Source organism: Microbacterium sp. W4I20, from assembly GCF_030816505.1.
GTDB lineage: Bacteria > Actinomycetota > Actinomycetes > Actinomycetales > Microbacteriaceae > Microbacterium.
This window is the reverse complement of sequence record NZ_JAUSYB010000001.1, coordinates 2804637-2817594: the sequence shown is the minus strand read 5'-3', so window position 1 is coordinate 2817594 and position 12958 is coordinate 2804637. Positions and strand designations below refer to the sequence as shown.

The window sequence follows — 12958 nt, the reverse complement described above, 5'->3', positions numbered from 1 at the left end:
GCCGCTCGTACGGGGATCAGTCGACGAGACCCGCCGGCGCGATCCAGACGGTGCTCTCCGCCGGCACAGCACCGTCGACGACCGTGCCGAGCACCACGTCATCGGCATCCGCACCCAGGTCGAACGGTTCCGCACCGAAGTTCGTCACGATCTGCCAGCCGTTCGGCCGCGCGAAGCGCAGCACGTCGGTGCGACCGGTCTCGACCCACTCGAGGCGCTCCTCGCTCTGCAGCAGGTGCCGCAGCCTCAGCGCCTCGCGGTACAGCGACAGCGTCGACGACGGGTCGGACTCCTCGACATCGACCGCGTACTCGGCGAACCACGTCGGCTGCGGAAGGTGCGCGTCACCCGAACCGAAGCCGAACGACGAGCCGGATGCCGTCCAGGGGATCGGCACGCGGCATCCGTCCCGCCCGAGACCGTCGAACGCCTCCTCGCGGAGGAACGCCGGGTCCTGACGCTGCTCGGCCGCGATCTGCGCGACCTCGTGCAGCCCGAGCTCTTCGCCCTGGTACAGGTAGGTGCTGCCGGGGAGCCCGAGCAGCATGAGGGTCGCGGCGTGCGCCCGGCGCAGCCCGCCTTCACGATCGAGCTGCTCGGCAGGACCGCCCGCCGCGACCCACTCCGTGCCCTGCTTGACCGCGCGACCGCGCAGCGACGGCAGTCCGTAGCGGGTGGCGTGACGGGTCACGTCGTGGTTCGACAGCACCCACGTCGTCGACGATCCGCTGGCCTGCGCCTGCTCGAGGTTGTCGGCGATGACGGTGCGGAACTCCTCCGCCGAGAACTCCGCCACCAGCAGGTCGAAGTTGAACGCCTGGCCCAGGCCGTCGGCGGAGGCGTACTTCGCGCGACGTTCGGGCGTCTCCACCCAGGCCTCGGCCACCGCGGTGCGCGGAGGGTCGTACTCGTTGAACACCGCCCGCCATTCAGCGTAGATCTCGTGCACCTCGTCACGATCGAGCAGCGGATGCCGCCCCGAGGTGCGGTCCATCGCGTCGAGCTCCGCCTGGCTGGGCAGCGGCTCGGTGAGATCCTTCGTGAGCATGTGCGCGACGTCGATGCGGAAGCCGTCGACCCCGCGGTCCGACCAGAAGCGCAGGGTGTCGAGGAAGTCCGCGCGCACCTCGGGATGATCCCAGTTCAGGTCGGGCTGCTCCACGGCGAAGCTGTGCAGGTACCACTGGCCGTCTTCCACGCGCTCCCACGCAGCGCCGCCGAACGCCGCGCCCCAATCGGTGGGCGGCTCGGAGCCGTCGACACCCTTCCCCTCGCGGAAGATGTAGCGCTCGCGGGCGGCAGAACCGCGTCCGGCGGTGAGCGCCTCCTGGAACCACTCGTGCAGGTCGGAGCTGTGATTCGGCACGATGTCGACGATCACGCGGATGCCGCGGGCATGCAGCGCCTCGACCATGGCGTCGAAGTCGTCGAGCGTGCCGAGGCGCGGGTCGACGTTGCGATAGTCGGCCACGTCGTAGCCGCCGTCGGCGAGCGCAGACGGGTAGAACGGGCTCAGCCACACCGCATCGATGCCGAGGTCGGCGAGGTAGTCGGCGCGGGAGACGATGCCGGGGATGTCCCCCAGCCCGTCACCGTTCGCGTCGGCGAAGCTCCGCGGGTAGATCTGGTAGACGGCGGCCTGTCGCCACCATGCGGCGGCATCGGCCTTGCGGGTCTCGACGAGAAGCGCGTCGGTCATGAGGGGAGAACTCCTTCTTGTTGCGTTGGTCTTGCGGTCCTTCGTCTCGCTTCGCTCGCTCAGGAACCGGTCCCTGAGCGAGCCCGCTGAAGATCCGGTCCCTGAGCGAGCCCGCGAGACGAAGGGTCTAACCCTTGACGGCGCCCTGCGTGACACCCTCCATGACGAAGCGCTGCGTGAACAGGTACGCCAGGATCGCAGGGGCCATCGCCATCAGGTACGAGGCGAATGAGACGTTGTAGTTGTTGCTGAACTGGCTCTGGAACAGGTTCTGCCGCACCGGGAGCGTCTGCATCGCCGGATCCGAGATGATCAACGATGGCATCATGAAGTCGTTCCAGGCGTACAGGAACGCGAAGATGCCGACCGTCGCGCTCATCGGCGCGAGCAGCGGGAAGATCAGCTGCCAGAACGTCTGCCAGGTCGTGGCTCCGTCGATGCGCGCGCTCTCCTCCAGTTCGATCGGGATCGACCGGAGGAACGCCGTGAACAGCAGCACGCTGAAGCTCAACTGGAACATCGTCGCGAGGATGATCACGCCGAAGGGGTTGTCGAGCCCGACGCGACCCGTGAGCTGGATCTGCGGCAGCGCGACCACCGGGAACGGGATGAACATCGCCGCCAGCAGGTAGAAGAACGACCAGCGGAACAGCTTGCGGTCCCAGTTGCGCACGATGGCGTACGACGCGAACGCCGCGAGGACGATCGTCGCGATCACGGTGCCGGCGGTGACCAGCAGCGAGATGCCGGCGCCGACCGGGAACTTGGTGAGGTTCCAGGCCTGGACGAATCCGTCGATGCTGAACGGCGCCGGAAGCGAGAAGGCATTGCCGTCGACCGCCTGCGTCGTCGTCTTGAACGCCATCGAGATGGTCACGTAGAGCGGTAGGAGAACGGTGACCGCGCACAGGATCAGGATGATCGTGCCCGACCAGTTCGGCCGTTCCATCTTGATGCGGAGCTTCTTCCCCGCGGTCTGGGTGGTGATGGTCTGCGTCGACATCAGAGGGCGTTCCTTCCGCGCGTCAGCGAGAGCTGAAGGAGGGAGATGAGCACGGCGACGATGAAGAAGATGGTCGCGTTGGCCATCTGATAGGCGTAGTCGCCGCCGTTGAAGCCCGCGATGATCGTCATGGCGACGCTGCGGGTCGAGGTGCCGGGGCCACCGTTGGTGAGTCCGACGATGATGTCGTAGGCGTTCAGGAAGCCCTTGAATCCGAGGATCACGTTGATCACGACGTAACCGGCGACGAGCGGGAGTGTGATGCGGAAGAGCTGCTGCGTCTTGTTGGCGCCGTCGATGCTGGCGGCCTCGTAGACCTCACCCGGCACCGACAGGAGCCCGGCGATGTAGATGAGCAGCGTGCCGGGCACGGCCTGCCAGGCCGTCACGATCACGATCGCGACCCAGGCGAGGTCGGGATTCGCCAGGAGGCTCGTCGTGAGCCACGGGATGCCGGTGGCCGCACCCGCGGCCGGGATCGAGTTCGAGAACAGGAAGTTGAAGACGTAGGCGATGATGATGCCCGAGATCACCATCGGGATCACGAAGATCGTCCTCAGACCGGTCTTGAAGCGGATGCGCGAGGTCAGCCCGACAGCGAGCAGGAACCCGACGACGTTGACCACGATCACGGTCGCGATCGAGAAGCCGAAGGTGAACAGGTAGCTCTGCAGGATCGCCGGGTCGCTGAACATCGCGACGTAGTTGGTGAGCCCGTTGAAGCTCCACGCGCCGATGCCGATCGAGTCGGTGAAGCTGAAGAAGATGCCCATCACCGCGGGGACCGTGATCGCGAGAGTGAAGATCACAAGGGTCGGCAGCAGGAACAGATAGTAGATCGGCTCGACGCGCTTGCTCTTGCGAGGAAGCTTCCGAGAGGCACCCGTGACGATCGCGGTGGTGTCGGTCGTCGCGCTGTTCGGTTTCGTGAGGTTGGATGCGGCCGGATTCGGCGCAGCGGTGCTGGTCATGGCGTGGACTCCTCCGTCTCGCCGGATGTGGGTGTCTCGCCGGATGCGGAATCCTCGGTGGTGGGGATCGGTGCGCGGAAGGCGATGCGCGCCCAGTCGGCGTCCATCGTCCGCAGGGTGGACTCGGTCGACGCGCCGAGCACCATCGCCTGCGCGTAGTTGAAGACCGGGAGGGTCCTCGGAACGAGGACGGACGGGCCCTGGTAGATCTGACCGTTCTCGTAGTACTCGATCATTCCCTCGACGCGGGGATCGTCCGGGGGTGCGGCATCCGTCGTCGGGGTGAAGCCGAGCTGGGAGTCGTTGTACGCCTGGATGTTCTCCGGCAGGTACAGGAACTCCAGGAAGTCGCGGGCGGCCTCGGGGTGGTTCGACTCCTCGGGGATCATCGCGGCGAGGTCCATGTTGACGCGCACGCCGAGTTCGGCCGGGTCGTCGGTCATCGGCAGCGGGAAGGTGCCGAGGTCGAGGTCGGGCGCGGTCTTCTCGATCTCGCTGAACGCCCATGGCCCCTGCAGGTACATCGCCGCTTCGCCCTTGCCGAACGCGAGGTTGCCGTCGCCGTAGCCGCGGCTCGCGGCATCCGCATTGGTGTACTCGCTCACCAGCTTCTTCATCCGCTCCATCGGCTCGGCGAAGTCCTGCTGGAACGAGACCGGGGAGTCGGCGCCGACGTCGGCGCCTTCGGTGGCGAGCGCGTCGAAGAACTCGATCACGTCGACCGATCCGCCGGCGGTGTAGTCGTACCAGCCCTGCGCGACGGTCCAGTCGTCTTTGAAGGTGCCGTAGAACGGGTCGATGCCCGCCTCTTTCAGCTGGTCGCAGACGGCGAGGAGTTCATCCCACGTCTGGGGGACTTCGAGGCCCTGCTCGTCGAAGATCTCCTTGTTGTAGATGACGGATGCCGCCATCACGGAGTACGGCAGGGCGCTGGTGCGCCCCTCGCAGGAGCCGTACTGGTCGAGGAGCGGTCCGAGATCGTCGCGGATGCTGTCCGCGGCCTTCGTCTCGGAGAGATCGGTGAGCGCGCAGCGCTGCACGAACCGAGCGATCTCGTAGTTGTAGTTCGCGAGCATGATGTCGGGCGGGTTCCCGCGGACGAAGCTCGCGGAGACGACGTCGACGCCCGAGGTGTCGATCTCGACCTTCACCTTGTCCTGCGACGAGTTGTATTCGGCGACGAGTTCGGTCATCAACTCGATGGCCTCGCGTTTGCTGAAGGTGAAGCGGATCGTCTCCGCTCCCGAGCCGGCAGCGCAGCTCGTGAGGGCGGCGCCGACGAGCGTGAGCCCGAGGGCTCCCGCAACCATCCGCACCGCACGTGTTCGTCTCGCAGACATCATCGTCCTTCCGATCCGTATATCCGGTTACTAAATCTAGTGAGCGAATTTACTTCGTCGAGAGGTACTCTCTCATTGGCACGACAGAAAGGTCAAGGGGAGTGACACAGGTCTCAGCGGATCTCGGTACCGGACGCGCGAGCGTCGGAGCGGTGCTCGACTTCGCCTGGGCGGCCGGCGAGTTCACCGCGACCGAGGTCATGGCCGGCACCTCCCTCACCCGCTCCACCGCGATCGACGCGATGGACACGCTGCTCGACGCCGAGGTGCTGCGGGAACTCCCCAACGCTCGAGCCGTGGGCAGCTACCGCTCCGGTCGACCCGCGCGCCGCTTCGCACTGTCGGAAGATCTGGGCGTCGTGGTCGGCATCGATGCCGGAGACACGCACCTCGCGGTCACCGTCGCCGATCCGCTCGAGCGCACCCTCGTGCATCACCGCGTCGAGGTGGATCCGACGCACACAGCAGACGATCGACGCGCGACGATCATCGCCGCCCTGGGCGCGGCACTCGACGAAGCGGGGGTGGCGCGGGAGGACGTGCTCGCGCTCTGCGTCGGCGTCGCGGCACCGGTGAATCGCAACGGCATCTCGCCGCCGCATCCCGAGGGCTTCTGGGAACGCACCAACCCGGGCCTCGCCGAGGCGCTGCGCGACTGGGCTCCCGTCGTCGAGATCAAGAACGATTCGCAGCTGGCCGCGGTCGCGGAGGGAGCGGTCGGGGCCGCGATCGGATGCCGGGACTACGTCGCCCTGCTCGCGAGCGAACGGTTCGGCGGCGGGGTGGTCGTCGACGGACACGTGCTGCATGGCGCCCACGGCGGCGTCGGCGAAGGCGTGGTGTTCGACCACATCGTCGGCGTCGGCTCGGCCTTCGGGCTGCGGTACGCCGTGCAGGACGAGGCGCGCTCCGCCGTCGAGAGCGGAGAGATCGACGCGGACAGCGCCCTCGGACGGCTCACCGCGGAGGACCGCATCGATCCCCGACTGGTGCTGACCCTGGCCGCCTCAGGCGATCCGGATGCCGTGCTCATCACCGAGCGCGTCGGGGCGACGCTCGCCCGCGTGGTCGGCGTGCTGGGCAGCATGTACGACCCCTCGCGCGTCATCGTGTGCGGGGCGGTCGCCGAGAGCATCGAACCCGTGCTCGCCGCGGCCCGTCGCATCCTGCCGGGTGAGCTGCACCTGCCGGCACCGGAGATCCTCGCCTCGACGCTGGGCGCTGAGGTCGTCTCGGTCGGGGCCGTGGCGACCGCGCGGAAAGCCGCGCGGGAACGGGCCGTGCCGCGGCTGGCGGAGCACCGGCTGAGCCTGCGGGCGTAGGCCCGCGGCAGTCCGGAGGCGCAGCATCCGCTCAGGGGTCGCAAGGAACGAAGGAGATCTCACGGATGGGATGAGCATCCGCCGAATTCTCTCCTCCGAAGCGCGAGATCTCCTCCGTTCCGGGTGACGGAGCGCAGCCTCGCCGTTCAGTCGACCAGCAGCGCCGGCTCTTCCAGGACGGATGCCACGTCGGCGATGAACCGGCTCATGCCGTCGCCGTCGATCACGCGGTGGTCGAAGGACCCTGCGACCGTGGTCACCCAGCGGGGGCGCACCTCGCCGTCGACGACCCACGGCTTCTGGCTGATCGTGCCCATGGCCACTATCCCGGCCTCACCGGGGTTGATGATCGGGGTTCCGGCATCCATCCCGAACACGCCGATGTTGGTGATCGTGATGGTGCCGCCCTGCTGGTCGGCCGGCGAGGTCTTGCCCTCGCGCGCCGTGAGCGTGAGGCGGTTGAGCGCCCGCGCCAGGTCCTTCATGCCGAGGTCCTGGGCGTCCTTGATGTTCGGGACGAGCAGGCCGCGTGGAGTCGCGGCGGCGATGCCGAGGTTCACGTAGTGGCGCACGGAGATCTCGGCTCCGGCATCCGTCTCGATCCACGCGGCGTTCACCATCGGCGTGCGGCGGGCCGCCCAGATCACGGCGCGCGCCATGATCAGCAGCGGCGAGACGCGGATGTCGGCGTAGTCGGGCGAGGCCTTGAGGCGCTTCACGAGCTCCATCGTGCGGCTCGCGTCGATCTCCTTCCACACCGTGACGTGCGGGGCGGAATAGGCGCTCTGCACCATCGCCGACGAGGTGGCCTTGCGGACGCCCTTGACCGGGATGGACTCGGTGCGGCCGTCGGTCGACGTGCCGGCAGCGGTCGCGGGTGCCAAGCCGCGGGCGAGTCCGGCGGGGGCACTCTGCGGAGCGGGGACCGTCTCCTCGCGCACCTCGCCCCACTCCGGGGTCTCGATGTTGCGGAACACACTCGCCTGCGACGCATGCTTGACGACGTCGTCGCGCGTGACCTCGCCGTCGGCGCCGGTGGGGGCGACGGCGGTGAGGTCGACCCCGAGGTCGCGTGCGAGCTTGCGGATCGGAGGCTTCGCGATGACGCCGACCGACGAGCGCACAGCCCGCTCGGCTGGACGCTTGCGGCGCGAGGTCGCTCCTCCCCCGGTGCCGTAGCCGACGAGCACGGAGCCGCCGCCCTCCTCGGGAGCCGGGACCACGGCGACCGCCGGCGCTGCCGAGGCATCCGCCGTCGTGAAGGTGATGATCGGCGACCCGACCTCGACCGTCGCGCCTTCTGCGGCGAGCAGTTCGCTGACCACTCCGGCGTGCGGCGACGGAAGCTCGACGAGCGACTTGGCCGTCTCGATCTCGCAGATCACGTCGTTGATCGCGACGGTGTCGCCGGGCGCCACCTTCCAGGCCACGATCTCGGCCTCGGTCAGACCCTCACCGACGTCAGGGAGGTTGAAGTTCTGCGTGCTCATGAGCGTGCCTTTCGGAAGGTGCTGCGTTCACATCTCAGCAAGAATTCTCCGGCGGACGCCTTCGCACCGCGGAATCGTGGGTTCCGCGCTGATTCGTGCTGAATTGTGAACATGGGCGAGCCGGTGTCAGTAGGCCAGGGAGCGGTCGACGGCCTCGAGGATGCGGTCGGCATCCGGCAGGTACACGCCCTCGAGCTTCGCGGGCGGGAACGGGGTGTCGTAGCCCGAGACGCGCAGCACCGGCGCCTCGAGGGCATAGAAGGCGCGCTCCATCACGGTCGCGGCGATCTCGCTGCCGAGGCTCGTGAATCCCTGCGCCTCCTGGGCGTAGACCATGTGCCCGGTCTTGCGGACCGAGTCGAGGATCGGGGCGTAGTCGACCGGCGAGAGCGAGCGCACGTCGACGACCTCGCAGCTCGTGCCCTCGGCCTCGGCGAGCGCGGCCGCCTGCAGCAGCGTCGTGACCATGGCGCCGTGACCGACCAGTGTCACGTCGGTGCCGGTGCGCACGACCCGCGACGCGTGCAGCGGGGCGGCCGAGGCGTCGAGCTCGACCTCGCCCTTGGGCCAGTAGCGGCTCTTCGGCTCCATGAAGATCACGGGGTCGTTCGAGGCGATCGCCTCCTGGATCATCCAGTACGCATCGTTGGGCGTCGACGGGGACACCACCCGCAGTCCCGGCGTGTGCGTGAAGTACGCCTCCGGGCTCTCCTGGTGGTGCTCGACCGCGCCGATGTGTCCGCCGTAGGGGATGCGGATGACGATCGGCAGCGATAGCTTTCCCTCGTGGCGGTTCGTCAGCTTCGCGAGCTGCGTGGTGATCTGATCGAACGCCGGGAAGACGAAGCCGTCGAACTGGATCTCGATGACGGGCCGGAACCCGGTCATGGCGAGGCCGATCGCGGTGCCGACGATGCCCGACTCGGCGAGCGGAGTGTCGAGCACCCGCTTCTCACCGAAGTCGCGCTGCAGGTGCTCGGTCACCCGGAACACACCGCCGAGCTTGCCGATGTCCTCGCCCATGAGCAGGACCTTCGGGTCGTTCTCCATGGCCTTCCGCAGGCCCGCGTTCATGGCCTTGCTGAGCGGCATCGTCTCGAGGGTCACTTGCTGTCTCCTTCGAATGACGCTTCGTATCGCGCCTGCCAGGCCTTCTGCTCCTCGATCAGCGGATGCGGCTCGCTGTACACGTGGTCGAACATCCGGCTCACCGGGGGTGGCCCGAGTTCGACCGTGCGGGCGCGCAGGTCCTCTGCGGCATCCGCCCCCTCGGCATCCACATCGTCGAAGAAGGATGCCGCGGCGCCGCGGCCCTCGAGGAAGGTGCGCATCCGCACGATCGGGTCGCGCAGCGCCCAGATGTCCTCTTCGTCGGTGTGCCGGTACTTCGTGGGGTCGTCACTGGTGGTGTGCGCGCCGAGCCGGTAGGTGACCGCCTCGATCGCCCGGGGGCCCTGGCCGCTGCGGGCCTCCTCCAACGCGACCCGGGACACGGCGTAGCTGGCGAGCACGTCGTTGCCGTCGACGCGGATGCTGGGGATGCCGTACCCGGCGCTCCGCTCCACGAGCGGCACGCGCGACTGCGTGGTGACGGGCACCGAGATGGCCCAGTGGTTGTTCTGCAGGAAGAACACGACGGGCGCCTGGTAGCTGGCGGCGAAGACCATCGCCTCGTGCACGTCGCCCTGGCTGGACGCACCGTCGCCGTAGTAGACGACGACGGCCTCGTCGCGGTCGGGGTCGCCCGTGCCGGTGCGTCCATCGAACGACAGCCCCATCGCGTAGCCGGTGGCGTGCAGCACCTGCGATCCGAGCACGAGGGTGTAGAGGCGCGTGTTGCCGTTCTTCGGGTCGGTCGGGTCCCAGCCGCCGTGCGAGACGCCGCGCATGAGCTTGATGATGTCGACCGGATCCACGCCGCGGATGCGGGTGACGGCGTGCTCGCGGTATGACGGGAAGAACGTGTCCTGGGTGCGTGCGGCACGAGCGGAGCCGACCTGCGCCGCCTCCTGCCCGCGGCTCGGCGGCCAGAGCGCGAGCTGCCCCTGACGCTGCAGGTTCGTCGCCTGAGTGTCGATCGCGCGGATGATCACCATGTCGCGATAGAGCTGCTCGAGCTCCGCATCGCTGATCGCCTCGATCAGCGGCAGATACTGCTCGGCGGCAGGGCTGGGCGCGAAGCGACCGTCCTGATCCAGGACGCGGACGAGTTCAGTCTCTGACGAGGTCACGGGTACACGCTACCTGCGCCGGCATGCCCGGTCACGCATACCTAGGACGCCCTTGTATCTGCCGGGAAACCGGAGAATCCCGGGCTTCCCGCGACAGGCGACAGGTCAGCGGACCGAGGCCGCGACCTCCAGCACGCGCTCGATCGAGGCCTCTTCACCGACGGAGATGCGGATGCCGTCGCCCGAGAACGGCCGGACGATGAGGTCGTTCTCGACGAAGGCGGCCGCGACCTCGTCGGTGCGCTCCCCTGTCGGGAGCCACACGAAGTTCGCCTGCGCGTCCGGCACATCCCAGCCCTGGGCGCGGAGGCCCTCGACGAGACGGGTGCGGCGCTCGACGATCACGGCGACGCGCTCGAGGAGCTCCGGCTCGGCGTCGAGGCTCGCGATCGCGGCGTTCTCTGCGGCCGACGTGACCGAGAGGGGGATGCCGGTGGTGCGCGCGGCATCCAGCACCTTCTCGTGTCCGATCGCGTAGCCGATCCGCAGCCCGGCGAGCCCGTAGGCCTTGGAGAACGTGCGCAGCACCACGACGTTCGGATGCTGCTCGAAGGCGCGCTCCGCGAGGCCGTTCACCGCACCCGGTGCCGTCACGAACTCTGCGTACGCCTCGTCGAGGATGATCAGCACGTCGGCCGGAACGCGCGCGACGAACGCCGCGAACTCGGCGCTGTCGATGATCGGACCGGTCGGGTTGTTGGGGGTGCAGAGGATGATCGCGCGGGTGCGGTCGGTGACAGCATCCGCCATCGCGTCGAGGTCGTGACGGGAATCGGGGGTCAGGGGCACCTGCACGCCGGTCGCTCCGGCGACCAGGGGAAGGCTCGGGTACGCCTCGAACGAGCGCCAGGCGTAGACGACATCATCGCCGGCAGATGCTGTCGCGAGGATCAGCTGGTGCAGGATCGAGACGCTGCCCGCCGCGACGTGCACCTGGTCGGGCTCGACGCCGTAGCGCTCGGCGAGGCGCGCGCGGAGCCGCCCGGCTGTCGCATCCGGGTAGCGGTTGATCGGCGTCGTGTGCTGCAGCGCCGCGGCCACCGCGGGAAGCGGGTCGAACGGGTTCTCGTTGCTCGACAGCTTGAACGCATCGGGACCGGCCTGCTTGCCCTGGCGGTACGGCGCGAGGGCGGCGATGGCGGGGCGGATGCGGGGAAGAATCGGGTCGGTCACGAGCTTGATTCTACGAGGGCGGCGATGGCGCGCGTCAGGGGCCTGGTGGTACCATTCTGGTATGGCTATGACGGTGCGGCTCCCGGCAGAACTCGACGCTCAGCTCGAGGCGATCGCGCGCGCGCGGCACATCTCGAAGCACGCGGTGATCATCGAGGCTGCGGCGCGCTTCGCGAACACTGAGAGCAAGACTGATCGCGTGCTCTCCATCGCCGACCGGATCACCGAACGGTATGCGGACACGATCACGCGTCTCGAGGACGCCTGACCCATGGCGACGGAGTACATCGAGCCAGAGCAGGCCCTCGCCCTGATCGCGAAGCTCGGACTGCATGTTCGCGACGAAGGGCTTCTCTTCTCGGCACTCGCCCGGCCGTCCGCAGGGATGTTCGGAGTCGACGCATACCCGACATTTCCGGAGAAGGCCGCCGCTCTCATCAGTTCGGTGGCGCAGAACCATGCGCTCTTCGACGGCAATAAGCGGATCTCGTTGTATCTGACGTTCATCTTCATCGAGCTCAACGGGTACGAAGTGACATTCACCAACGACGAGGCGTTCGATCTTGTCCTCGATGTGGCGCAGAGCCGGATCGACCTGAGCGAGATCGCCCGCCTCATCGCCGAGCACATTCGCTGACCTGCGCCTCCTCCCTGACAAGCCGGGGTGACCGTGCGACACTGGACGCACCATGCGCTTCATCATCCGAGTCGTCGTCAACGCCTTCGCCCTCTGGGTGGTCACGCTGATCCCTGCCCTGCAGGTGGTGATCACCGCGTTCCCGCCCGGCGAGACGCTGCAGCTCGTGCTGACGCTGCTGGCGGTCGCCGCGATCTTCGCGCTCGTGAACACGATCATCGGCACGGTCGTGAAGATCGTCGCATTCCCGCTCTACATCATCACGCTCGGCCTGATCGGGCTGATCATCAACGGGTTCCTGCTGTGGCTGACTGCGTGGATCACCAGCGGCTTCGGCTGGGGCCTGACCGTCGGCGACTTCTGGTGGGGCGTGCTCGCAGCCCTCATCATCTCGGTGATCAACGGCATCTTCGGCTTCATTCTCCGCCCGCAGAGCAAGAAGGCCCGTCGCCGGGACTGACGTGCCTCAGCCCGGGATCGGGTGAAGGCGCAGCGGGCTGATCTCGGCGAGGAACGTGAAGTCACGATCCTGCTGCAGAAGCGGCACCGCGCGCCGGATCGCCACGGCAGCGATCATGCAGTCGACCATGCTGCGGATCGGATGTCCGTTCATCGCCGAGGCACGGCAGAGACTCGCGGCGTCCAAGAGGTCGGTCGCGGGAGCGAGCGGGATTCGCGGTAGTCCGTTGACGACCGCCTCAACGATCCTCAACTCGTTCGATCGTCGCGCCCCGGCGAGCAGCTCCATCATCACGGGCTCGGTGATGCCCACTTGGGCCGGTTCAGACAGCAGCGAAGCCAGAGCCTCGACCGCCGGCGTCGCATCGTCGCGCAAGTACCCGATCCACACGGACGAGTCGACCAGGATCACTCGGCGCCCCACGCCGCGGGGGCGTCGTTCCGCAGGGAATCGAGGTCACCGCTCCAGCCGCTGCCTCGAATGCTCAGGAGGAACTCGGTCGTGAGCGGCACACCGACGAGCCGGCGGAGTGCGAGGTCGACTGCCTCCTTCTTCGTCGAGAGGTCGAAGCGACGCATGACCTCGCGGACCAGTTCTTCGTCGATGTCGATGTTGGTACGAGCCATACACCA

Annotated in this window: 14 protein-coding genes; 4 read left to right on the top strand and 10 right to left on the bottom strand. The window is 67.9% G+C overall.

Annotated elements, in window-relative coordinates; all coding sequences use genetic code 11:
• Window positions 1-16: 16 nt before the first annotated feature.
• The 4 genes from QFZ21_RS13760 to QFZ21_RS13745 form a co-directional block, all read right to left on the bottom strand.
• Entirely contained in the window at window positions 17-1699 is a 1683-nt protein-coding gene (locus QFZ21_RS13760) for a glycoside hydrolase family 13 protein (protein WP_307378756.1), read from the bottom strand.
• Window positions 1700-1826: 127 nt separating this feature from the next.
• Window positions 1827-2702, bottom strand: coding sequence for a carbohydrate ABC transporter permease (locus QFZ21_RS13755; RefSeq protein ID WP_307378755.1), 876 nt, complete (start codon window positions 2700-2702; stop codon window positions 1827-1829).
• On the bottom strand, window positions 2702-3673 hold the full coding sequence (locus tag QFZ21_RS13750; protein WP_307378754.1) for a carbohydrate ABC transporter permease: 972 nt from the start codon (window positions 3671-3673) through the stop codon (window positions 2702-2704). Before QFZ21_RS13750 ends, QFZ21_RS13755 begins: the two co-directional genes overlap by 1 nt.
• Complete coding sequence (locus tag QFZ21_RS13745) at window positions 3670-5013, bottom strand: ABC transporter substrate-binding protein (RefSeq protein ID WP_307378753.1); 1344 nt, start codon at window positions 5011-5013, stop codon at window positions 3670-3672. The genes QFZ21_RS13750 and QFZ21_RS13745 overlap by 4 nt, the downstream gene beginning before the upstream one ends.
• Window positions 5014-5114: 101 nt before the next feature.
• Here QFZ21_RS13745 and QFZ21_RS13740 point away from each other — a divergent pair, with 101 nt between their 5' ends.
• Window positions 5115-6335 (top strand): ROK family protein, encoded by a 1221-nt coding sequence (locus tag QFZ21_RS13740; RefSeq protein ID WP_307378752.1) that lies wholly within the window; start codon window positions 5115-5117, stop codon window positions 6333-6335.
• A gap of 146 nt (window positions 6336-6481) precedes the next feature.
• Here the strand turns inward: QFZ21_RS13740 and QFZ21_RS13735 are convergent, their stop codons facing one another.
• The 4 genes from QFZ21_RS13735 to QFZ21_RS13720 form a co-directional block, all read right to left on the bottom strand.
• Entirely contained in the window at window positions 6482-7825 is a 1344-nt protein-coding gene (locus QFZ21_RS13735) for a dihydrolipoamide acetyltransferase family protein (RefSeq protein WP_307378751.1), read from the bottom strand.
• 126 nt (window positions 7826-7951) lie between these two features.
• Window positions 7952-8917 (bottom strand): alpha-ketoacid dehydrogenase subunit beta, encoded by a 966-nt coding sequence (locus QFZ21_RS13730; protein WP_307381307.1) that lies wholly within the window; start codon window positions 8915-8917, stop codon window positions 7952-7954.
• Between the two features lie 11 nt (window positions 8918-8928).
• Window positions 8929-10056: a pyruvate dehydrogenase (acetyl-transferring) E1 component subunit alpha gene (gene pdhA, locus QFZ21_RS13725; protein WP_307378749.1), complete on the bottom strand. Its 1128-nt coding sequence runs from the start codon at window positions 10054-10056 to the stop codon at window positions 8929-8931.
• A gap of 105 nt (window positions 10057-10161) precedes the next feature.
• Window positions 10162-11229, bottom strand: coding sequence for a histidinol-phosphate transaminase (locus tag QFZ21_RS13720; RefSeq protein ID WP_307378748.1), 1068 nt, complete (start codon window positions 11227-11229; stop codon window positions 10162-10164).
• 61 nt (window positions 11230-11290) lie between these two features.
• On the opposite strand from QFZ21_RS13720, the gene QFZ21_RS13715 reads away from it, so the two are divergent.
• From QFZ21_RS13715 to QFZ21_RS13705, 3 genes are read left to right on the top strand one after another with little or no spacing between them, the layout of a single operon-like run.
• The gene (locus QFZ21_RS13715; RefSeq protein WP_307378747.1) at window positions 11291-11497 is read left to right on the top strand and encodes a ribbon-helix-helix protein, CopG family; all 207 of its coding nucleotides are present in this window, start codon (window positions 11291-11293) and stop codon (window positions 11495-11497) included.
• A gap of 3 nt (window positions 11498-11500) precedes the next feature.
• Complete coding sequence (locus tag QFZ21_RS13710; RefSeq protein WP_307378746.1) at window positions 11501-11866, top strand: type II toxin-antitoxin system death-on-curing family toxin; 366 nt, start codon at window positions 11501-11503, stop codon at window positions 11864-11866.
• A gap of 52 nt (window positions 11867-11918) precedes the next feature.
• Window positions 11919-12326 (top strand): phage holin family protein, encoded by a 408-nt coding sequence (locus QFZ21_RS13705; protein ID WP_307378745.1) that lies wholly within the window; start codon window positions 11919-11921, stop codon window positions 12324-12326.
• A gap of 6 nt (window positions 12327-12332) precedes the next feature.
• Here QFZ21_RS13705 and QFZ21_RS13700 read toward each other — a convergent pair whose 3' ends face one another.
• Complete coding sequence (locus QFZ21_RS13700) at window positions 12333-12737, bottom strand: PIN domain nuclease (RefSeq protein WP_307378744.1); 405 nt, start codon at window positions 12735-12737, stop codon at window positions 12333-12335.
• Complete coding sequence (locus tag QFZ21_RS13695) at window positions 12734-12952, bottom strand: type II toxin-antitoxin system VapB family antitoxin (RefSeq protein ID WP_307378743.1); 219 nt, start codon at window positions 12950-12952, stop codon at window positions 12734-12736. The genes QFZ21_RS13700 and QFZ21_RS13695 overlap by 4 nt, the downstream gene beginning before the upstream one ends.
• Window positions 12953-12958: the final 6 nt, after the last annotated feature.

Bases quoted from the DNA above. Each gene is read 5' to 3' on its own strand.
- QFZ21_RS13735 (WP_307378751.1), bottom strand. From the start codon at position 7,825: ATGAGCACGCAGAACTTCAACCTCCCTGACGTCGGTGAGGGTCTGACC.
- QFZ21_RS13730 (WP_307381307.1), bottom strand. From the start codon at position 8,917: ATGCCGCTCAGCAAGGCCATGAACGCGGGCCTGCGGAAGGCCATGGAG.
- QFZ21_RS13705 (WP_307378745.1), top strand. From the start codon at position 11,919: ATGCGCTTCATCATCCGAGTCGTCGTCAACGCCTTCGCCCTCTGGGTG.
- QFZ21_RS13715 (WP_307378747.1), top strand. From the start codon at position 11,291: ATGGCTATGACGGTGCGGCTCCCGGCAGAACTCGACGCTCAGCTCGAG.
- QFZ21_RS13750 (WP_307378754.1), bottom strand. From the start codon at position 3,673: ATGACCAGCACCGCTGCGCCGAATCCGGCCGCATCCAACCTCACGAAA.
- QFZ21_RS13745 (WP_307378753.1), bottom strand. From the start codon at position 5,013: ATGTCTGCGAGACGAACACGTGCGGTGCGGATGGTTGCGGGAGCCCTC.
- QFZ21_RS13710 (WP_307378746.1), top strand. From the start codon at position 11,501: ATGGCGACGGAGTACATCGAGCCAGAGCAGGCCCTCGCCCTGATCGCG.
- QFZ21_RS13755 (WP_307378755.1), bottom strand. From the start codon at position 2,702: ATGTCGACGCAGACCATCACCACCCAGACCGCGGGGAAGAAGCTCCGC.
- QFZ21_RS13695 (WP_307378743.1), bottom strand. From the start codon at position 12,952: ATGGCTCGTACCAACATCGACATCGACGAAGAACTGGTCCGCGAGGTC.
- QFZ21_RS13760 (WP_307378756.1), bottom strand. From the start codon at position 1,699: ATGACCGACGCGCTTCTCGTCGAGACCCGCAAGGCCGATGCCGCCGCA.